The sequence below is a fragment of the Microbulbifer donghaiensis genome, assembly GCF_900129095.1.
GTDB lineage: Bacteria > Pseudomonadota > Gammaproteobacteria > Pseudomonadales > Cellvibrionaceae > Microbulbifer > Microbulbifer donghaiensis.
Genome location: NZ_FQVA01000001.1, coordinates 871,522 through 890,569 on the forward strand (window position 1 = coordinate 871,522; position 19,048 = coordinate 890,569).

Annotated in this window: 19 protein-coding genes; 5 read left to right on the plus strand and 14 right to left on the minus strand. The window is 61.3% G+C overall.

Going from position 1 to position 19,048, the window contains the following annotated elements:
- Positions 1-6: 6 nt before the first annotated feature.
- The 3 genes from BUC36_RS03670 to BUC36_RS03680 are packed head-to-tail and all read right to left on the minus strand — an operon-like array spanning position 7 to position 2,025.
- Positions 7-963, minus strand: coding sequence for an SdiA-regulated/phytase-like domain-containing protein (locus BUC36_RS03670; RefSeq protein WP_073271550.1), 957 nt, complete (start codon positions 961-963; stop codon positions 7-9).
- Between the two features lie 10 nt (positions 964-973).
- Complete coding sequence (locus BUC36_RS03675) at positions 974-1,456, minus strand: YajQ family cyclic di-GMP-binding protein (protein ID WP_073271555.1); 483 nt, start codon at positions 1,454-1,456, stop codon at positions 974-976.
- A 32-nt stretch (positions 1,457-1,488) separates the two neighbouring features.
- The gene (locus BUC36_RS03680) at positions 1,489-2,025 is read right to left on the minus strand and encodes a YaeQ family protein (protein ID WP_073271559.1); all 537 of its coding nucleotides are present in this window, start codon (positions 2,023-2,025) and stop codon (positions 1,489-1,491) included.
- A gap of 99 nt (positions 2,026-2,124) precedes the next feature.
- Between BUC36_RS03680 and BUC36_RS03685 the strand changes: the two genes are divergently transcribed.
- From BUC36_RS03685 to BUC36_RS03700, 4 genes are read left to right on the plus strand one after another with little or no spacing between them, the layout of a single operon-like run.
- Positions 2,125-2,739 (plus strand): LemA family protein, encoded by a 615-nt coding sequence (locus BUC36_RS03685; RefSeq protein ID WP_073271568.1) that lies wholly within the window; start codon positions 2,125-2,127, stop codon positions 2,737-2,739.
- A gap of 21 nt (positions 2,740-2,760) precedes the next feature.
- Positions 2,761-3,513 (plus strand): TPM domain-containing protein, encoded by a 753-nt coding sequence (locus BUC36_RS03690; RefSeq protein ID WP_073271571.1) that lies wholly within the window; start codon positions 2,761-2,763, stop codon positions 3,511-3,513.
- Positions 3,513-4,124: a TPM domain-containing protein gene (locus tag BUC36_RS03695; protein ID WP_234994879.1), complete on the plus strand. Its 612-nt coding sequence runs from the start codon at positions 3,513-3,515 to the stop codon at positions 4,122-4,124. Before BUC36_RS03690 ends, BUC36_RS03695 begins: the two co-directional genes overlap by 1 nt.
- A gap of 3 nt (positions 4,125-4,127) precedes the next feature.
- Positions 4,128-5,000, plus strand: coding sequence for a PDZ domain-containing protein (locus tag BUC36_RS03700; protein ID WP_073271578.1), 873 nt, complete (start codon positions 4,128-4,130; stop codon positions 4,998-5,000).
- A gap of 61 nt (positions 5,001-5,061) precedes the next feature.
- Here the strand turns inward: BUC36_RS03700 and lysS are convergent, their stop codons facing one another.
- The 11 genes from lysS to BUC36_RS03755 all read right to left on the minus strand — a co-directional run bounded on the left by lysS (position 5,062) and on the right by BUC36_RS03755 (position 17,584).
- A complete protein-coding gene (gene lysS / locus BUC36_RS03705) occupies positions 5,062-6,555 on the minus strand; it encodes a lysine--tRNA ligase (RefSeq protein WP_073271582.1) in 1,494 nt (497 codons plus the stop codon).
- A gap of 120 nt (positions 6,556-6,675) precedes the next feature.
- Positions 6,676-7,771, minus strand: a protein-coding gene (gene prfB, locus BUC36_RS03710) for a peptide chain release factor 2 (protein WP_143186871.1) whose coding sequence is annotated in 2 segments (ribosomal slippage) — positions 6,676-7,698 and positions 7,700-7,771 — 1,095 coding nt in all. Because the reading frame shifts where the segments join, the coding sequence is not laid out codon by codon here.
- A gap of 520 nt (positions 7,772-8,291) precedes the next feature.
- A complete protein-coding gene (locus BUC36_RS03715; protein WP_073274528.1) occupies positions 8,292-9,344 on the minus strand; it encodes a permease in 1,053 nt (350 codons plus the stop codon).
- 40 nt (positions 9,345-9,384) lie between these two features.
- Positions 9,385-9,780 carry a MerR family transcriptional regulator gene (locus BUC36_RS03720; protein WP_073271588.1) on the minus strand — a complete coding sequence of 132 codons (396 nt, stop codon included), beginning with the start codon at positions 9,778-9,780 and terminating at the stop codon, positions 9,385-9,387.
- A gap of 63 nt (positions 9,781-9,843) precedes the next feature.
- On the minus strand, positions 9,844-10,290 hold the full coding sequence (locus BUC36_RS18560; RefSeq protein ID WP_143186872.1) for a hypothetical protein: 447 nt from the start codon (positions 10,288-10,290) through the stop codon (positions 9,844-9,846).
- Between the two features lie 147 nt (positions 10,291-10,437).
- Entirely contained in the window at positions 10,438-10,899 is a 462-nt protein-coding gene (locus BUC36_RS03730; RefSeq protein WP_073271591.1) for a hypothetical protein, read from the minus strand.
- A 33-nt stretch (positions 10,900-10,932) separates the two neighbouring features.
- Positions 10,933-11,571 (minus strand): LysE family translocator, encoded by a 639-nt coding sequence (locus tag BUC36_RS03735; RefSeq protein ID WP_073271594.1) that lies wholly within the window; start codon positions 11,569-11,571, stop codon positions 10,933-10,935.
- Positions 11,571-12,500: a DMT family transporter gene (locus BUC36_RS03740; protein WP_073271597.1), complete on the minus strand. Its 930-nt coding sequence runs from the start codon at positions 12,498-12,500 to the stop codon at positions 11,571-11,573. Before BUC36_RS03740 ends, BUC36_RS03735 begins: the two co-directional genes overlap by 1 nt.
- Before the next feature lie 174 nt (positions 12,501-12,674).
- Positions 12,675-14,402 carry a single-stranded-DNA-specific exonuclease RecJ gene (gene recJ / locus BUC36_RS03745; RefSeq protein WP_073271600.1) on the minus strand — a complete coding sequence of 576 codons (1,728 nt, stop codon included), beginning with the start codon at positions 14,400-14,402 and terminating at the stop codon, positions 12,675-12,677.
- Between the two features lie 181 nt (positions 14,403-14,583).
- Positions 14,584-15,990: a threonine synthase gene (gene thrC, locus BUC36_RS03750; RefSeq protein ID WP_073271606.1), complete on the minus strand. Its 1,407-nt coding sequence runs from the start codon at positions 15,988-15,990 to the stop codon at positions 14,584-14,586.
- Between the two features lie 286 nt (positions 15,991-16,276).
- Positions 16,277-17,584 (minus strand): homoserine dehydrogenase, encoded by a 1,308-nt coding sequence (locus BUC36_RS03755; protein ID WP_073274531.1) that lies wholly within the window; start codon positions 17,582-17,584, stop codon positions 16,277-16,279.
- Positions 17,585-18,014: 430 nt separating this feature from the next.
- Here BUC36_RS03755 and BUC36_RS03760 point away from each other — a divergent pair, with 430 nt between their 5' ends.
- Positions 18,015-19,028 carry a type I asparaginase gene (locus BUC36_RS03760; protein WP_073271610.1) on the plus strand — a complete coding sequence of 338 codons (1,014 nt, stop codon included), beginning with the start codon at positions 18,015-18,017 and terminating at the stop codon, positions 19,026-19,028.
- Positions 19,029-19,048 lie beyond the last annotated feature (20 nt).

Sequence of the window (19,048 nt, forward strand, 5' to 3'; positions counted from 1 at the left end):
CAGTGATCACGGCAGCGACACCTCGCTTTCCCCGAAGCCTTCCGGGAAGGCCAGGTGCAACAGCAGGGCTCGGCGATCACCGGGATCCGCGGCGCGACCGACATTGTTATTGTCCAGCACCACATAAATACCACTTTCGTCTACCGCCAGGCCCTCGCCCTTGCCGTAGCGGGTTTCCCGGTAGACGTTTTCAGGGGCTTCTTCGATTACTCGATACTCGATGCACCACTTCGCCTGCAGATCTGCGAGGGAGCGCCGGCAAACCGCAAACGCGTTGCGCTCCAGCGTGAACAGGTCTCCGTCGTAAAAAGCCAGACCGGTGAGATCCAATGAACGGCCGCGAAAATCGAGGCCCGCGGCAGCCGGCAGCTCAAAAAACTCGGGAAGATTACTGCCCTGGGCGAAGCGCACCAGGCCGCGCCGATCTCGCTCTATGGCGATCCAGAAGTCACCCCCGGCTTTGACCAGTCCCTCGCTGGCGCCATTGAATTTTTGCATGTAACCGCGCTCGCGCGCCGCCTCCGACCAGCGCCGGGACATCCAGGCTGCGCGAAGGGACGGCGCCACCACCGCGATGCGATGATGGCGCTCGCTGACCAGGAAGACACCCTGCTCGTCGCAGGTGATACCCTCAAAATCTGCCGCGGGCGCCGGCTGCAACAGTGTGACCAACCGCGCCTTCAATCCCTCGGACTCCATGGGCGGCGTTTCCAGACCAACCGCCAGCGGCCGGTATTCGAGCTGAGCGCTTCCGGGGCCGATCCTCACTGCGTAAAAGCCCGCTGAGTTTTTATCGGATACTGCCAGCAACTCGCCGTTGCAGAAACTCAACCCGGAGATATCCAGGCCGGCACTGTGATCCAGCCAATAGCTGGCGACAAGCTTTGCAGGAGTGACAGGTACCGCTGCCGCGAGCGGCGGCAGCAGTATGCACAGTGTGGAGAAAAGTAAGCTTTTGAACAAAATTCGCCGGTTAATCGCGGAAGTTATTGAACTGCAGTGGCTGGTCCAGCTCCTTGCCCCGCAACAGGGCGATCACCTGCTGCAAATCGTCGCGCTTCTTGCCGGTTACCCGCACCTGATCCCCCTGGATGGCCGCCTGCACCTTGAGTTTTTCGTCTTTGATCAGCTTAACGATCTTTTTTGACAGTTCCTTGTCCAGGCCGTTTTTCATCGTAATCGAGACTTTGACCTGCTTGCCGGACTGCTCGTATTCCCCCACTTCCATCGCCAGCGGATCGATATCGCACTTGATCAAGGCTGCGCGCAGCATGTCCACCATCTGATCGACCTGGATATCCGCCTCGGCGCGCACCATCAGCGCGAAATCGTTCATTTCCACTTCGGCATCGACGCCCTTGAAATCGAAGCGATTCGTAACCGTACGGTTCACTTGATCTACCGCATTGGTGAGCTGGTGTTTGTCTACTTCAGACACTATGTCAAAGGAAGGCATTGATTTCTCCGTTTGTTATTTCCAGCGATTGTCTATTTCAAAATCTGGGGGATGATTTCCACATTGCGATCGTCGCTACTGAGCCAGAATTGGCCATCCTGGATAGTGGCATTCAGGTCCATATTGCGTTCGGCCATAGCCGCCAGCTGTTCGGTCGCATCGGCGGGCAGCAAGTAAATGCGCAGGTTGTCGAAACGCGCCAGCGCAGCCTCCTGTTTCTGCCACCATATCGGTGCCGTGCGGCGACCGTAACTGTACACCAATACCTGCTTGGCGCGATTGCTCGCCTTGCGTAACCGCTCTTCCGTCGGCAGGCCCACTTCGATCCACAGATCGACCTCGCCACTGAGGCTCATCTGCCACAAATCGGCCTCCTCATCGGAGGACAGGCCGCGGGTGAATTCCAGGGTATCAGCGGCATTGTGGATGAAGGCCAGCAGCCGCACCATCATCCGCTCGTCGGTTTCAGAAGGATGGCGCGCCAGCGTCAGCTGGTGCTCACCGTAGTAGCCCCGGTCCATATCGGCGATCTGCACCCGGGCTTTGAATATAGTTGCCTTTAACGCCATTTCGGCTCCATGTTTGCGCCAGCTCCAGCATCGGGAGGACGGCGGACTATTCTAGGGAGGTTTACTGGAAACACATTTTGAACAACAGGGATCTCCCCCATGAACTCTGTATTTACGGACGGCCGCCGACTCTGGCAGGGCGCCCTGCTCTGCCTGCTGGCATTCGGCCTCAGCGGCTGTGGCATCAACAATATCCCCACTTACGACGAGCAGGTCAAAGCCGCCTGGGCGCAGGTGGAAAACCAGTACCAGCGCCGCGCCGACCTGATCCCCAACCTGGTGAAAGCCGTCAAGGCCTACGCCGCCCACGAGCGCGAAACCCTGGAGGCTGTCACCGAGGCCCGCGCCAAGGTCAGCTCGATGCAGGTAGACGAGAACCTGCTCAACGATCCGGCCAAACTGCAGCAATTTGAGGCCGCCCAGGCCCAGCTTTCCAGTGCCCTCGCCCGCCTGATGGTCGTGGTGGAGCGATATCCTAACCTAAAGGCAGACCAGAATTTCCTCGCCCTGCAGTCACAGCTGGAGGGTACCGAAAACCGTATCGGCGTCGCGCGGCGGGATTATATACAGGCAGTGGAGCGCTACAACCGGGAGATTCGCACCTTCCCCGGACGTATCTGGCACATGGTCCTGTACGGTGACATGCCGCTGCGCGAGACCTTCCAGGCAACCAGCGAGGATGCTGAAAAGGCGCCGGAAGTCGACTTCCAGTAATCTGAGCCTGCGGAGCCAATAATGCACAGCCGCCGGCTAGTTACCCTCACTATCGCCCTCACCGCGCTCCTGTGCGCGCTGGGGGCTATTGCCGATGTGCAGTTTCCGCCGCTGTCTGGTCGCGTGGTGGACAAGGCCAATCTTCTGCGGCCGGAAACAGAGTTCCGCCTGACAGAAATGATGCAGCGCCACGAAAAAGAGACCAGCAACCAGCTGGTGGTTGTCACCCTCCCCGACCTGCAGGGCCTCACCATCGAAGAGTACGGCTACCAACTGGGGCGGCACTGGCAGATCGGCCAGAAGGGCAAGGACAACGGCGCGCTGCTAATAGTCGCGCCCAGTGAGCGCAAAATACGCATCGAAGTGGGCTACGGCCTCGAAGGTGCGCTTACGGACGCACTTTCGGCGAATATCATTCACACCAAGATACTGCCTCAGTTCAGGTCCGGCGATTTCGACGGCGGTGTCACCGCCGGTGTGCAGTCCATCATCGCCGCAATCAAGAACGAATACGTCGCTGAACCCACCGAGGACAGCGGCGACCGACGCATGGCCCTTTTGATCGGTCTGTTTCTGCTGCTGGTAATGCTGCAGTTATTCGGCGCCTCGGTGCTCGGCTCGCCCGGCGGCACCCGCGGCTACCGCCGGGGGCGCTACGGCGGCTACTACGGTGGCGGTGGTTTCGGTGGTGGATTCGGCGGTGGCGGTTTTGGCGGCGGCTTCGGTGGCGGGGGCGGCGGCTTTGGCGGCGGAGGCGCGTCGGGGGGATGGTAATGCTAAACAGCGAGTACCGGCGCCGGGTCGCCGATACCATCAAGGAAGTGGAATCCCGTACCGACGCCGAAGTAGTCACGGTGCTCGCGCGCACCGCCGACAACTACCTGTATATCTCCACCCTGTGGGCCGCATTTCTCGCGCTGCTGCTGGCGCCGCTGATGCAGTTCTTGCCCTGGTGGCTGGAGTACCAGCAGGCCTTCACGCTGCAGTGGATACTCTTCATCGTGTTTGCAGTCCTGTTCCGCTGGCGGCCCCTGACCATGCGCCTGGTCCCCAAGCGAGTAAAGTACTGGCGCGCCGCCAACCTCGCGCGGCGGCAGTTCCTGCAGCAGGAACTGCACAGCACCGAAGGCCGCCTGGGGCTGCTGATCTTTGTCGCCGAAGCGGAGCACTACGTGGAGATACTGGCCGATCGCGGGCTGGCGGAGCACATCACCAACGAGAACTGGCAGGAAATCGTCGAAAACTTTATTCACGAGATCAAACGCGGCAAAACCGGTGAGGCGTTTGTGCACTGCATCGAAAAATGCGGCGACCTGCTGCAACAGGCCGCGCCGGCAACGGCGATCAAGAACGAACTGCCCAACCACTTGATTATTCTGGATTGAGCTATGCACAGAGGAAAACTCGCGGTCATTGCCGGTTCGGCGCTACTGCTGGCACTCGTGACTTATGCCGTCAGCGGCGCCCTGCTGCAGGGCGATATCAAAAACGGCAAGCAAGCCGCACGATCCCAGCTCTCCCGCTTTTTCTCCGGCGCTGACGACCGGCTCGAGCAGCGCATCAGCGCGCTGGAAGCGTCGCTGGAGAATTCCAACCAAATCCAGTCCCAGCTGCTGGACCTGGTTGAAGAGTTGAGAGAGCGGCTGGAGCACTACGGCCCCGCTGTGCCGGCCGGCGAAATTCGCACTGCCGCAGCGGCGGCGACAGAGCGGCAACGGGTCGACCACCCGGAACGCAGGTCGCGCGGCGCCCTGCATAGCAGACACCGCGAAGTGCAGTTGCAGCAGTTGATCGACGCTGGACTCAATCCGCACCGCGCGGAGTTCATCCTGGAGAAACAGGAGCGCTTCCAGTACGAACATATGCAACTCGCTTACGAATATCGTCACATAAGGGACAAGTCCTCTGCCGAAGCCGAACGCCTGCGGGAACAGCTGGAAATTTACAGCCATCCACGCAAGTACTTCGAGCACGAACTGAGTGAACAGGAATTCGAACTCTATCTCGATGCCAATGGCGGCCGCCAGGAAATGCGCATCGACAGGGTTGTCAGCGGTACACCGGCATCCGGTGCCGGCCTGCAAGCGGGCGACAAAATCATTTCCTACAACGGCGAGCGGGTATTCCACATGGGCGATCTGCGCACACAGGTATACAAGGTCGCGCCGGGCAAGACGGTAGCAATCGAAGTGCAGCGGGAAGGGAGTTCGAGCAGGGAAGTTATATACGTGCCCAGCGGGCCACTGGGGATCCAGGGTTAACCGCTCAACACCCCTGCAGCGGCGGCCAGCGGCCGCTACTGCAGGTCGGCAAAAAGCTGGGTTACTCGGCAGACGCCTCCGGGCGCATATGCGGGAACAGCAGCACGTCACGGATTGACGGGGAGTTGGTGAACAGCATCACCAGGCGATCGATACCGATGCCCTCGCCCGCGGTCGGCGGCAGACCGTATTCCAGTGCGCGGATATAGTCGGCGTCGTAGTGCATCGCCTCGTCGTCGCCGGCGTCCTTCTCCGCCACCTGCGCCTTGAAGCGCTCGGCCTGGTCTTCCGCATCGTTCAACTCCGAGAAGCCGTTGGCGATCTCGCGGCCGCCGACGAAGAACTCAAAGCGATCGGTGACGAAGGGGTTGTCGTCATTGCGGCGCGCCAGCGGCGATACTTCGGTCGGGTATTCGGTGATAAAGGTCGGCTGGTCCAGGCGGTGCTCGACGGTCTTCTCGAAAATCTCGATCTGTACCTTGCCCAGACCCCAGCTGTCTTTCAGCGGAATTCCGAGTTTCTCGGCGACGGCGCGGGCGCCTTCGAGGTTATCGATATCGCCGTGGCTCAGGCTCGGATTGTGGCGCAGGATAGAGTCGAACACCGACAGGCGCGCAAACGGCTTGGCGAAGTCGTAGCTGCTGCCCTGGTATTCCACGGTGGTGCTGCCCAGCACGTCTTCACAGATACCGCGCAACATCTCTTCGGTGAGATCCATCAGATCGTTGTAGTCGGCGTAGGCCTGATAGAACTCCAGCATGGTGAACTCGGGGTTGTGACGCGTGGACAGCCCTTCGTTGCGGAAGTTGCGGTTGATTTCGTAGACGCGCTCAAAGCCGCCGACCACCAGGCGCTTCAGATACAGTTCCGGGGCGATGCGCAGGTACATATCGATATCCAGCGCATTGTGGTGCGTGACAAACGGACGCGCGGTGGCGCCACCCGGAATCACCTGCAGCATCGGCGTCTCCACTTCCATAAAGTGGTTGCCGTTCAGGAACTGGCGGATGTACTCGATGATCTGCGAGCGCAGGCGGAATACGTCGCGGGATTCCGGCGTGGCGATCAGGTCGACATAGCGCTGGCGGTAGCGCAGCTCCTGGTCGGCGATGCCGTGGAATTTTTCCGGCAGCGGGCGCAGCGCCTTGGTCAGCAGCGTGTACTCCTCGCAGTTCACGTAGAGGTCGCCCTTGCCGGACTTGTGCAACTGCCCGCGCACACCGACGATATCGCCGATATCCCAGGCACCGTGACGCTCCTTGATGTCCTTCTGTGCCGCCTTGTCCGCGTACAACTGGATGCGACCGGACACGTCCTGAATCACCAAAAACGGACCGCGCTTGGCGAGGATACGGCCGGCCACGCAAGCGCTCTTGCCCAGCGCTTCCAGCTCTTCCTTGGATTTTTCACCGAACTCGGCCTGCAGGTCGGCGGCGAGGTTCTCGCGGCGAAAACTGTTCGGAAAGGCATTGCCCTTCTCGCGCAGCGCAGACAGTTTGGCGCGGCGCTCGGCAATGAGTTTGTTTTCGTCTTGCTGGGTTTGCGTATCAGTCATGATGATTCGTCAATTGTGAAGTTTGTTGAGCTGTAGGAGCCTGTTTACAGGCGAATGGCTACGGAGCTCCGCTCCTTGTCGCCTGCGAGCGGACTCCTACGGGTTCCGGCCAGGGCCTCGTCAGAGGCCCGCTTTGAGGCTCGCCTCGATAAACTGGTCCAGGTCGCCGTCGAGCACCGCCTGGCAGTTGCTGGTCTGCACGCCGGTGCGCAGATCCTTGATGCGCTGGTCATCGAGCACGTAGGAGCGGATCTGGCTGCCCCAGCCAATATCCGACTTGCTCTCTTCCATCGCCTGTTTTTCCGCGTTGCGCTTGAGCATCTCCTGCTCGTACAGCCTGGCGCGCAGCATCTTCCAGGCCTTGTCGCGGTTCTGGTGCTGGGAGCGCTCGCTCTGACAGGCCACCACGATACCGGACTCGATATGGGTCAGGCGCACCGCCGAATCGGTCTTGTTTACGTGCTGACCGCCGGCACCGGAGGCGCGATAGGTGTCCTCGCGCACCTGTGACTTGTCCACCTCGATCTCGATATTGTCGTCGATCTCCGGCGAGACGAAGACCGAGGAGAAGGACGTGTGACGGCGGTTGCCGGAATCGAACGGCGACTTGCGCACCAGGCGGTGCACGCCAGTTTCCGTGCGCAGCCAGCCGAAGGCGTGATCGCCGGCAAAGTGGATAGTGGCACTCTTGATACCGGCCACCTCCCCTGCGGAAACCTCCTCCAGGGTGGTCTTGAAGCCGTGGGCCTCGCCCCAGCGCAGGTACATGCGCAGCAGTATTTCCGCCCAGTCCTGGGCCTCGGTACCGCCGGAACCGGCCTGGATATCCAGGTAGGCGTTATTCTCGTCTGTCTCGCCGGAGAACATGCGGCGGAATTCCAGTACGCCCAGCTGCTGCTGCAGATTTCCGATCTCGGCGGCAACCTCGCTGACGGAGTCCTCGTCGCCCTCTTCCACCGCCATTTCCAGCAGTTCGCGGCAGTCGGTGATGCCGGAATCCAGGTTTTCGATGGTGGTGACGACAGTTTCCAATGAGGAGCGCTCGCGTCCCAGCTCCTGCGCGCGGTTCGGGTCGTCCCAGACGCTCGGCTCGGCCAGCTCCAGTTCGACTTCGGTCAGGCGTTCTTTCTTGCTGGCGTAGTCAAAGATACCCCCTAAGAACGTCGGTGCGCTCTTCGAGGTCTTTCAGTTGATTGAGAAGGGGATTGATTTCCATGAACTCTCGGATTCCGGACATAAGATAAAGCGGCGCGCATTCTACCGCAGCGCACCGTGGGGGTTCCAGTGGCCTACCGCTTAGTGCCCTACAGCTCAGTGGCGCCCCGTAGCGAGATTCGAGGCGGTCCTGCTGCCGGTGGCTATTTGCGGGACGCGGACTAGGCGCCCCCCCTAAATCCATCCCTGGAGGCTTGTCGGCCGGGCTACCCAGCCGTTCCAGGCATTCACGGCGCCTTCGGCCCCTCCGGCCGACAGTCCCGCAAATAGCCACCGGCATCAGGACCTTCGCATCGAACTTCAACGCTCTATTCCGCTATACCACCTCTGGCGGTTAGTGCTCAAAAGCCTGAACTGAAGGCGCTGCTAGCGGGATTCGCTTGCGGGACTGTCTGCGAGAGGGACCTCGCAGACAAGCTTCCAGGGATGGATGCACGGCGTGTCCCGCAAGCGAATCCCGCTAGCAGGGCCGCCAAGAAGCCTGATCGCGCTCTCCCCCCCAATTGCAGAAGAGTGCTTAGTCAACTGCCAAACCAGTTCATCAGCAGCCCGGCGACGATAATCTGCGGCAGCGTCAGCAGTGGCAGCACCAGGGCCAGGCGCCAGGAGCCGGTGGTGTCCTTGATCGACATCAGCTCGGTGTAGTCTGTCGATACCCCTGCCATCAGGAAGGCGAAGGCGTTGCCCGGGGCACTGGCGCGGCTGAAGATATCCGCGGCCAGCGGAGTGGCGCCCTCCGAGCAGACTTCCAGGATCGTGGCCGCCACCAGGGTCGCCCCCAGGCCCAGCAGCGACGGGCCGAACCACTGCTGGAACACCGCCGGATCGACAAACGCGCGCACCAGAACCGCCAGCACTATGCCCACCAGTAGCCAGCGCACCACCATTTGCGAGCCGCGAATGCCCTCCCACAGCAGGCTGCCGATATTGGTCGGCGTCAGTTCGGCGCGATTCCAGAGCTCGCGCACCTCGGTGCGCCAGTCGTAATCCTCCGGCAACTCGACCCGATTGGGATTGGCCGGCAGCCTGCCCCGCTCCACCATGCGGTCGGCCAGATAGCCGGCGATCAGCGCGATTACCGCGGAGCAGAGGATAAACAGCAGCGTCCACCAGAGGCCGATCAGCGCGATCAGGATCACTGTCAGCGACAGCGAATTCCACGGGCTGGCGACCAGGAAGGCCATCACCTGCCCCAGGCTGGCGCCGCGCTTGTACAGCTGCATACCGACCATCAGGATGCCGTGGGAGCAGAGGTCGAAGAACAGCCCCGCCAAAGTCGCGCGAAACAGGCCGCGCTTGCTGCCGCCGCGCCCCAGCACCTCGATGACCAGCTCCTGCGGAATGCGCCCGAGCAGACCGACAAACAGCGCCCCAGCCACCACGCCCCACCACATGGTATGGACCAGCTCCACCACGCCGGTGGACATATGGTGCAGCCACTCCGGCATCGCCGACAGATCCACTGCCCAGTAGCTGAGATAGAGAATTCCCACCAATGACAGACTGATCCACAGCAGCCAGTCGACACGCCCGTGCGGTTCATCGGCGCAGCAGGCCGAGGTGTGTGATTCCACTAGCACCGCCTCCCGCGGCGGCTGGGGCCCACAGCACTTGTCAGTCACGGGGACCTCCCGACAGGTTGTCCAGGATCGCGCACTCCGGCGACTCGTTTCCGGCGCAGCTGTCCGCCAGGCTGCGCAGGCTCGCACGCATTTCGCGCAGGATGCGCAACTGCTCTTCTACGCGCGTAAGCTTTTCCTGCACCAACTGCTTGGCATCGTGGCTGCGGCGCACCGGGTTGCGGTGCAGCTCCAGCAGGTCTCGAACCTCGTCGATGGAAAAGCCGGTAGCGCGGGCGCGCTGAATAAAGCGTAGTGTTTCCAGGTCCCGCTCGCTGTAGTCGCGATAGCCATTCTCCGCTCGCCCGGGAGACAGCAGACCGATGGATTCGTAATAGCGCAGCGCCTTGGCGGTCAACCCCGACCGCTGCGCCGCTTGGGAAACATTCATGAAACCTCCCGCCGCACAGTGTTTTTACAGTGCGAGAGGCTAAAGGTTACCGCGAGAGGAAGGTCAATTGTTATTTTTTGGGCAGTCGCCCTTCTCGTATTGAATCTGATCGGCCGGATCGAATCCCAGCTCCAGCGCCGCATCCAAAGCGTCCTTTTCGATCAGGTGCAATAGGATATCTCCGGTGGGGCCACCACAGACGGCGGCATACATCCGATCGGTACGCACTCCGCAGCTGGACTCCTGCACGATCACGCCGTTACTGGTCAACTTGCCACTGCTCTCTTCGGGGGACATGCCGCCACCCTCACACTGGCGGCTGCCGCTGGCACGGAAAACCCAGATCAGCTCCTCTGCCTGAACTGCCGGTTCCTCGGGCGCGGCCTGCTCTTCTGTGGCAGTTGCCGTTGCCGGTTCGGTTTTCTCCAGTTTTTTCTCCGCCCGCTGCCCGCAGGCGCTCAATCCGACGACCAGGGCCAGCGCCGATAGTAGAAATACATTCCGGTTCACTTGTGCTTCCTCCATAAAGCCAGTCATTTGGGCCCTCAGTGTACGCCCAAAGTCAGTCGATGTGCCCACTGGGCAAATTTCCGCGACGGGCCGATTCCGCTGAATAAAACGCAGCGTCTTCAGAGTGTGCTCGCCGCGAGAGGATGATCAGGTCTTTTTGGCCGGGCACTGCACCGTTCGGTATTCAATCTGCTGCGCCGGGCCGTAACCCACTTCCAGGGCCGCATCCAATGAATTGCCCCTGATCAGGTGCAGCAAGATATCCCCTGAAGGCTCCCCGCAACCGGACGTATAAACGCTGTCGGTACGGAAACCACAGTGGGACTGATGCACGGCGACACCCTTATCCGTCAGTTTGGCACGGCTCTGATCCAGCGACATCTCTTCGCCAACACACTGCTTGACGCGACTGTGTCGAAATACCCAGATCAAAGGTTGCTGATCTGTCGCCCCTTCCGCCTGACCCGCCTGCTCTTCGGTTTGCGCCGCCAGCTGTTTCAGAGCAACTTTCGTGGTTTTTTCCGTCTCATTTTCAACGCGCTGCTGCTCATTGGCTTCGACAGCCAGCGAGACGCTCACCAACAACAGCAGCGTAAGTGTGTGTTTCATGTTCCAGCTTCCTCCATAAAGCTCTTCGCCCGATCAGCCAAAAGCCAGCCAGGCTCCCACCAACAGCATCAGCGTACCGGCGATGCGGTTGATCATGCGCACATTCTCACTGCGCGCCAACAGGCGGCTGAGCGTGCGCCCGCCACCCGCGTAAATCAGCAGGCACAAGGTCTCCAACATCAGAATGATAGCAATGAGCACCGCCAGCTGCGGTGCCAGCGGATAGCTGTCGTTAATAAATGGCGGCAGCAGTGCAATAAAAAACGCCCAGCCCTTGGGGTTCGCCACCGCGGTAACAAACCCCTGCGCCGCCAGCGCGTGACGCCCCGGCGGCGCAACACTGCCGTCGCGATCCTCGGGCGCAACCATCACCATTCGGCCGCGCGCGCGCCACATCTGGATGCCCAGCCACGCCAGATAGGCCCCACCGCAATACTTGAACAACTGAAAGGCCGCCGGGTATTTCAGCATCAGCGCGGCAATACCCAGTACCGCCGCCACAGCCACCAGCGCCACACCGAGTAATTCACCCGCCATCATCCACAGCGTGCGGCGCACCCCCAGGGTCATGCCGAGGGTCAAAGCCAGGGTCATGCACATACCCGGCGTCACCGATACAAAAAAGAAAGTGGGCACGAACAGCGCCAGCACAGACAGGTCGATAATGCCCATCAGTGATGCGTGCCGGTATGGTTGCCATAGTGGCTCACCAACATGCCCGCCAGCATCAGGCCACAACCGAGCAGTTCGCGGCCACTCAACACTTCATTCAGGAACAGCCAGCCTGCCGCCAGTGCAAACACCGCCTCGAGACTCATGATCACAGTCGCGTGCGAGGGCGCAGCGTGGCGCTGCGCCAGCAGTTGGAAAGTGAAGGCGATAGCCGTGGAGAAAATCATCATATAGGCGATGGGCCAAGCGGCCGCGACAGCCGACTGCAAAGTGGGCTGTTCAATAATCAGCGAGGCGACTGCCGACAGCAGTCCACAGACAAGGAACTGCACACAGGCGAGCCGCAACGCATCGAAACGCCGCACCAGGTGATCCGCGGACAGTACCTGCACTGCAAACACGAAAGCACTGGCAAATACCATCAGGTCGCCCACCAGCTGCGATTCCTCGCTAAAGTCAGCCAGCCCGTAAAGCCCCAGCAGCGCCAGACTGATACCCGCCCAGGTCCAGCGATTGGTTTTGTGGCCGAGCGACAGGCCGATAACCGGCACCAGCAACAGGTAAAAACCGGTAATAAAACCAGCGCGGCCGGCGGTGGTGTACAGCAGGCTCGCCTGCTGCAGGGCCGCGCCGAGAAACAACCAGAAGCCGAGTATCGCTCCGCCGGGCAAGCAGGCGCGCCAGCTGTGGGCGACGCGTGCCCCGCCCTCTTCTCCGGGCTGTATCTCTTCAGCAAGCTGCGGCGCGCGGCGGGAAGAGAGCCAGTAGACGATCGGAATCAACAGTAGTCCGCCGAGGAAGAAGCGCCAGGCATTAAACGCCAGCGGCTCGATATGCTCCATGGCGATTTTTTGCGGCACAAATGCCACGCCCCAGAACAGGGCAGCCAGTAACAGCAGGACTTCCGCCTGAGCTTGTTTGCGTTTCATTTAGTCACATCTCAAAAACGGTAAAAAGGTAGTTTCTAATTCGAATGGCACAAAAGGAGGCGCTGACACCGGTGACCGTCCGGCAAATGATTGCCGGTCAGGCTGTTTGCCGGGCGGTTACCGGTGGCGGCGCCGATTCGGAGCCACTTACTCGATGACCCCGACACTACACGCCTACAACGGCTCCAGATAATTAACCAGCAGCTGCAATGATTCACGGCCGCGAAATTCGTTGATGTCGAGTTTATAGGCCAGGCGCACCCGGTCCGCCTGCTGCGGCCACTGATCGGTATCGACGTTGAACGCAATCGCGTCCAGCGCCAGCTGCGGATTTTGCGTCGGCGCCACCACCATCTTCAGGTGGCGCTCACCGACGATGCGCTGCTGCAGCAGCAGGAACTCACCGTCAAACAGCGGCTCCGGGAATGCCTGGCCCCAGGGCGCACAGGCGCGCAGCGTGGCCGCCGTCTGCAGGGTGAAATCCGCCGACTCCAGTTCGCCATCGGAATCGATCACCGCCTGCAGCTGCTTTTCCGTGAGACGGCTGCGCACCGCCACTTCGAAGGCGTCGGTAAAGGCGGCGAGGTTTTCCGCCGGCAGACTTAGCCCAGCCGCCATGGCATGGCCGCCAAACTTACTGATCAGATCCGGGTGTGCCGCGGCTACATCGCTGAGGGCATCGCGAATATGCAGCCCCGGAATCGAGCGCGCCGAGCCCTTGATCAAGCCGTTGTCGCCCTCGGCAAAGGCGATAACCGGCCGGTGGAATTTCTCCTTGATCCGGCTGGCGAGGATACCGACTACGCCCTGATGCCAGTTTTCATCAAAGAGGCACAGGCTCCAGGGAATCTCGCCCTCCAGTTGCAGTTTCTCCAGCGCGGCCATGGCCTCGCGCTGCATCCCCTGCTCTATCGCCTTGCGATCGCGATTCAGCGCGTCCAGTTCCGCCGCCAGTTCGCGGGCCTCGCTCGGATCGCGCGTCAACAGGCAGCGGATACCGGTACCGATATCGTCCAGGCGCCCGGCGGCGTTGATGCGCGGGCCGAGAATAAAACCGATGTCGGTCGTCGACAGCTTGCGCTGATCGCGGCCGGCCACCTCCAGCAGCGCGCTGATACCAGGCCGGCAGCAGCCGGCGCGAATGCGCGCAATACCCTGCTGCACCAGGATGCGGTTGTTGTGGTCCAGCGGCACCAGGTCCGCGACCGTGCCCAGGGCCACCAGATCCAGGTACTCGGCCATATTCACCGGTGCGGTGCCACTATCGGCAAACCAGCCGCTGTCCTCCAGCGCGCTGCGCAGGCGGCTCAGCAGGTAGAAAATCACCCCCACCCCGGCGAGGTTCTTGCTGGGGAAATCGCAGCCGGGCTGGTTCGGGTTCACGATGGCGTCGGCATCCGGCAGCTCGGCGCCCGGCAAATGGTGGTCGGTGACGATCACCGTCATCCCCGCCGCCTTGGCCGCGGCCACGCCATCGATGCTGCTGATACCGTTGTCCACGGTGATCAGCACGTCGGGGCCGAAATCCTTCGCCACCTCGACGATCTCCGGCGTCAGGCCGTAGCCAAAGTCGAAGCGGTTGGGCACCAGGAACTCCACCCCGGGAGCGCCCATGGCACCCAGCGCCAGTACCGCCAGGGTGCTGCTGGTGGCACCGTCAGCGTCGAAGTCGCCGACGATCAGGATCTTCTGCTGGGCGCGCACGGCGCTCACCAGCAGCTCCACCGCTCGCTCCAGGCCCCGCATGGATTGCGGTGCGTGCAGTTTTGCCAGGCGGTGATCCAGCTCGGCCTCGCTGCTCACGCCGCGGCCGAGCAGCACCCGCTGCAGGATTTTCGGTGTGTCAGATGCAAAACGGCCAGTGGAGAAATCCACTGGCCGCCGCTGAATTCTTGTCGTCATTGCTACTCAGCTGTTCAATTGACCCGCCAATCGACATGATTGGCGGGGAGATGCGGCACAGGGATGTGCCGCCGCTGGCCAAAGGCCAGCGCGAGCCCCCGAAATGCCAGTAGATCCACGTATCTGCGCCAGCAATTCGCGGGCGACAATCCAATAAATCAGGATGATTTATTGGATTAAATTAGGTAACGAGTGCCGTCGCCATAAACTCATGTACCTGGGACAGGTCATTGGGCAGGACCTTCATGCGCTCCGCGCGCTCGAACAGGTCCTGCATATGCGCCGGCAGGGGAATCTTCTCCAGGGGCAGCGCGCGGGCCACCGCATCGGGGAATTTTGCCGGATGGGCGGTGGAGAGGCAAACCATCGGTTGTTCGCGCCCCTCTTGCGAACCGAGGCGCACTCTGCGCGCGGCCTCGACGCCGATGGCGGTGTGGGGATCGAGCAGGTACTCGCTGGACTCAAACACCTCGCGGATCACCTCCACGGTGCGCCTGTCGTCCACGCGGCAGGAAGCGAAGACTTCCCGCGCCCGCGCCAGCGCTCCCTCATCCAGGTGCATCGGCGCGCTGCGATCCGCCAGCAGTTCCGCTACCGCCGCACCGTCGCGATCGTACAAATCGAACAGCAGGCGCTCGAAGTTACTCGACACCATGATATCCATACTGGGCGACAGGCTGTGCACCAGCGGCCGCGGCGAGTGATCGTTGTCGCTGATACAGCGGTGCAGGATATCGTTGGCGTTGGTGGCGATCACCAGCTGGTCGATGGGCAGGCCCATCTGCCGCGCCAGGTAGCCGGCATAGATATCGCCGAAATTGCCGGTGGGCACCGAGAAATTCATCGTTTTTTCCGGCGCGCCCAGCCTCAGGGCGGCATAGAAGTAGTAGACGATCTGCGCCATGATGCGCGCCCAGTTGATCGAGTTGACCGCCACCAGGCGGCGGCCATCCGGCAGAAACGACTGGTCGGCAAAACTCGCCTTGACCATGTTCTGGCAATCGTCGAAGTTGCCCTCGAGCGCGATGTTGAACACATTGTCCGACATCACCGTGGTCATCTGGCGGCGCTGCACCTCGGACACTCGCTTGTGCGGGTGCAGGATAAAGATATCGATATTGTCGCAGTGGCGGCAGCCCTCTATCGCGGCGGAGCCGGTATCGCCGGATGTCGCCCCCATCACCACTACGCGCTCGCCGCGCTTTTTCAGCAGGTGGTCGAACAGTTGCCCCAGGAACTGTAATGCGAAGTCCTTGAACGCCAGGGTCGGGCCGTGAAACAGCTCCAGAATCCACTCGTTGGTGTCTGTCTGCACCAGCGGCGCCACCGCGCGGTGGCGGAAAGTGCTGTAGGCACGCCCGATAATACCGCGCAGCTCGTCATCGCTCAGGTCTTCGCCGACAAACGGCTGAATGATGCGAAAAGCCAGCTCCTCGTAATCAAGCCCGGCCATGGCCGCGATTTCCGCACGGGAAAAAGTCGGCAGGGATTCCGGTACATAGAGGCCGCCATCAGTGGCGAGGCCGGTGAGCACGGTATCGGCAAAGGAAAGTGACGGCGCGCGGCCGCGGGTGCTGATGAATTTCACGGTTTTCTTACTAACAGTTAAATAAATTCGTAGCGGGAGCGCCCCGCAGCCACAATCAATCTCGGCCGGTTGCCTCAGGGCGAGGCCCTGACGCCGGGGGCCATCCGGCAAACGATTGCCGATCAGGCTGTTTGTCGGATGGCCACCGGCGGCAGGGCCGATTCAGAGCCACAGATTCCAGGGGCGCCGAGCAAATGATTGCGAAAGGACTGCTTGCCGGATGATCACCGGCGGCAGGGCCGATTCAAAGCTTCTGCTTTCGATTATTCCCTCCGAAAACGAGTAGTTAGCCCAGCGTCTCCACGCGGATCCGCACCACCTCGCCCTCGACGGTGTCCAGCGCCTCTATCTGCGCCACGGCCTCGCGCAGGCGCGCCTCTTTGGCGCGGCTGGTCAGAATAACCACCGGCACCAGCGCCTCGCCTTCCGCCGGCTCGTGTTGAATCAGGGCTTCGATACTGATGCCCTGGTCACTGCAGATTTTTGCCACCTGGGACATAACCCCGGGCTTGTCGTGCGCCGATATACGCAGATAGTAGCTGGTCACCACCTCATCCATCGGCAGCACCTGCGGGCCCGCCTGACTGCCCTCGGCCACGCCGGCCGCGGGCACGCGCTGATCCGGTTTTGCCTCGAGGGTGCGCGCCACATCGACGATATCGGCAATCACCGCCGACGCCGTGGCTTCTGCACCGGCGCCGGCGCCGTAATACAGCGTCGGGCCCACGGCATCGCCATTGACCAGCACCGCGTTCATGACACCGTTCACATTGGCGATCAGGCGGCGCTGTGGAATCAGAGTCGGGTGTACGCGCAACTCGACACCGTGTTCGGTTCGCCGCGCAATACCCAAGTGTTTGATGCGGTAGCCCAGCTCGTCCGCGTAGCGGATGTCCTCACTGGAAACGCCGCTGATACCCTCGGTATACACCTTGTCGAATGCCAGCGGCATCGCAAATGCCAGGGAAGCCATAATCACCAGCTTGTGGGCCGCGTCTATCCCCTCCACATCGAAGGTCGGATCCGCTTCTGCGTAGCCCAGCTCCTGGGCCTGAGCCAGCGCCTCGGCAAAGCTGCGCCCCTTGTCGCGCATCTCCGTGAGAATGTAGTTGCCGGTGCCGTTGATAATGCCGGCCAGCCACTGGATGCGGTTGCCGACCAGGCCCTCGCGCAGGGATTTGATAATCGGGATACCGCCGGCCACGGCAGCTTCGTAGGCGATGGTCACACCCTTTTCCGCCGCCGCCGCAAACAGTTCGTTACCGTGTTCGGCAATCAGGGCCTTGTTGGCGGTAACAATATGTTTGCCATTGTTGATGGCGGCCAGCACCAGTTCGCGGGCCACAGTGGTGCCGCCGATCAACTCAACCAGGATGTCGACATCCGGGTTGTCGGCGACATCGAAGATTTCACGGGTGACGTTCAATTTGCTGGTATCGCAGGCGGCGTTGTCGCGGCGCGCACCCACCTGCACGATTTCCACCGGGCGGCCGCAGCGCGCCGCTATTTCCTCGCCGTTGCGCGCCATCACGTTCACCGTACCGCTGCCAACTGTACCGAGGCCACAAATGCCAATACGCACCGCCCGCCGCAGGTTGTCGGCCGGAAGACGGGGTGCCAGTTCGGTGGTTTCTTCGACGGTTGCGCTCACAACTTCCCTCCGCGCAAAAGATCCTGGACTGTAGCGGCGGGCACTCGGCGCGATGGCGAAAGCCCCGACGCCGGACTCGAGCCAGGCAACAGCGCAATAAGTGTTACTAAAAACGATAAAAGGACGACAACCTTACTGAGACAGAGGGGAAAAAGTCAATAAAATTGCGCGACCGGCGCCCCCTTACCCGGCGCAAGGGACAGTAACCGACCACAGTAATCTGCAGATTCACACAACCACCAGACATTGGCGCTAGTTGATGCTATAAGGGCATCTAACAGCATCAGATAACGACAGCCTGCGAAATTGCGCCCACTGTCGCTTATCGCAAAAAATGTGCCCTCCCAAAACCGGCGCTTTACACAGCAGAACGATGAAGAAAACCCTGATCCTCTACACCGGCGGCACCCTCGGCATGCGGCGCAGCGCGTCGGGCTATATTCCCGATGCGGATCTGGAGACTCTGCTGGACAAACTGCTGACCGGCATTCCGGGACAGTTGCCCGAATACGATTTCCACGCATTTGACCAACTCCTGGACAGCGCCAACATGCAGCCGGCCGACTGGTATCGCATTGCCGCCTGTATCCGTGATCGCTACGACCGCTATGCGGGCTTTGTGGTGCTGCACGGCACCGACACCATGGCCTACACCTCGTCGGCCCTCTCCTTCGCCCTGCAGGGATTGGACAAACCGGTGATCGTCACCGGCTCCCAGATACCGCTGCGGGAAATGCGCAGCGATGCCCACAACAACCTGATCGCCGCCCTCCTGCTGAGCACGGATGAAACACTCGCCGAGGTGTGCCTCTACTTCAACGGGAAACTGCTGCGCGGCAACCGCGCGACCAAGGTCAGTTCCGGCTCGCTGGACGCCTTCGCCACGCCCAACTATCCGCTATTGGGAGAGGTCGGCATCCATGTAGATATCGACCGTTCCGCCCTACTGGCGCCGGCCCTGCGCCGCGATTTTCAGATCCCCGGGTTCGCCGACGGCGGTGTTGTAATACTGAAGCTGTTCCCGGGGATTTCGCCGTTCTTTCTGAGCAAGGTGCTGGAATACTCTCCCCGCGGGCTGGTACTCGAAACCTACGGCACCGGCAATGCGCCCACGGATGATAAATCGTTCACCGGCTGGCTGGAGAAAGCTACCGAGCGCGGCACCATCTGCGTCGCCGTATCCCAGTGCCTGGAAAATCGCGTTGACCTCGGCAAATACGCGGCCGGCTCGGCTCTGCTACGGGCCGGCGTAGTCGGTGGCCTGGATATGACCACCGAGGCCGCTTATTCGAAACTGAATCACCTGCTCGCGATGGACCTGCCACAGCAGGAGGTGAGGGAGCTGATGCAGACCTCCCTGTGCGGGGAATGCACGCTGCTCCACTGAGCGTTACCAGTAATTAATTT

Excerpts from the sequence above, each read along its gene's own strand:
- BUC36_RS03675 (WP_073271555.1), bottom strand. The coding sequence starts at position 1,456 with ATGCCTTCCTTTGACATAGTGTCTGAAGTAGACAAACACCAGCTCACC.
- BUC36_RS03680 (WP_073271559.1), bottom strand. The coding sequence starts at position 2,025 with ATGGCGTTAAAGGCAACTATATTCAAAGCCCGGGTGCAGATCGCCGAT.
- BUC36_RS03685 (WP_073271568.1), top strand. The coding sequence starts at position 2,125 with ATGAACTCTGTATTTACGGACGGCCGCCGACTCTGGCAGGGCGCCCTG.
- BUC36_RS03690 (WP_073271571.1), top strand. The coding sequence starts at position 2,761 with ATGCACAGCCGCCGGCTAGTTACCCTCACTATCGCCCTCACCGCGCTC.
- BUC36_RS03695 (WP_234994879.1), top strand. The coding sequence starts at position 3,513 with ATGCTAAACAGCGAGTACCGGCGCCGGGTCGCCGATACCATCAAGGAA.
- BUC36_RS03700 (WP_073271578.1), top strand. The coding sequence starts at position 4,128 with ATGCACAGAGGAAAACTCGCGGTCATTGCCGGTTCGGCGCTACTGCTG.
- lysS (WP_073271582.1), bottom strand. The coding sequence starts at position 6,555 with ATGACTGATACGCAAACCCAGCAAGACGAAAACAAACTCATTGCCGAG.
- BUC36_RS03720 (WP_073271588.1), bottom strand. The coding sequence starts at position 9,780 with ATGAATGTTTCCCAAGCGGCGCAGCGGTCGGGGTTGACCGCCAAGGCG.
- BUC36_RS03730 (WP_073271591.1), bottom strand. The coding sequence starts at position 10,899 with ATGAAACACACACTTACGCTGCTGTTGTTGGTGAGCGTCTCGCTGGCT.
- BUC36_RS03735 (WP_073271594.1), bottom strand. The coding sequence starts at position 11,571 with ATGGGCATTATCGACCTGTCTGTGCTGGCGCTGTTCGTGCCCACTTTC.
- BUC36_RS03740 (WP_073271597.1), bottom strand. The coding sequence starts at position 12,500 with ATGAAACGCAAACAAGCTCAGGCGGAAGTCCTGCTGTTACTGGCTGCC.
- recJ (WP_073271600.1), bottom strand. The coding sequence starts at position 14,402 with ATGACGACAAGAATTCAGCGGCGGCCAGTGGATTTCTCCACTGGCCGT.
- BUC36_RS03760 (WP_073271610.1), top strand. The coding sequence starts at position 18,015 with ATGAAGAAAACCCTGATCCTCTACACCGGCGGCACCCTCGGCATGCGG.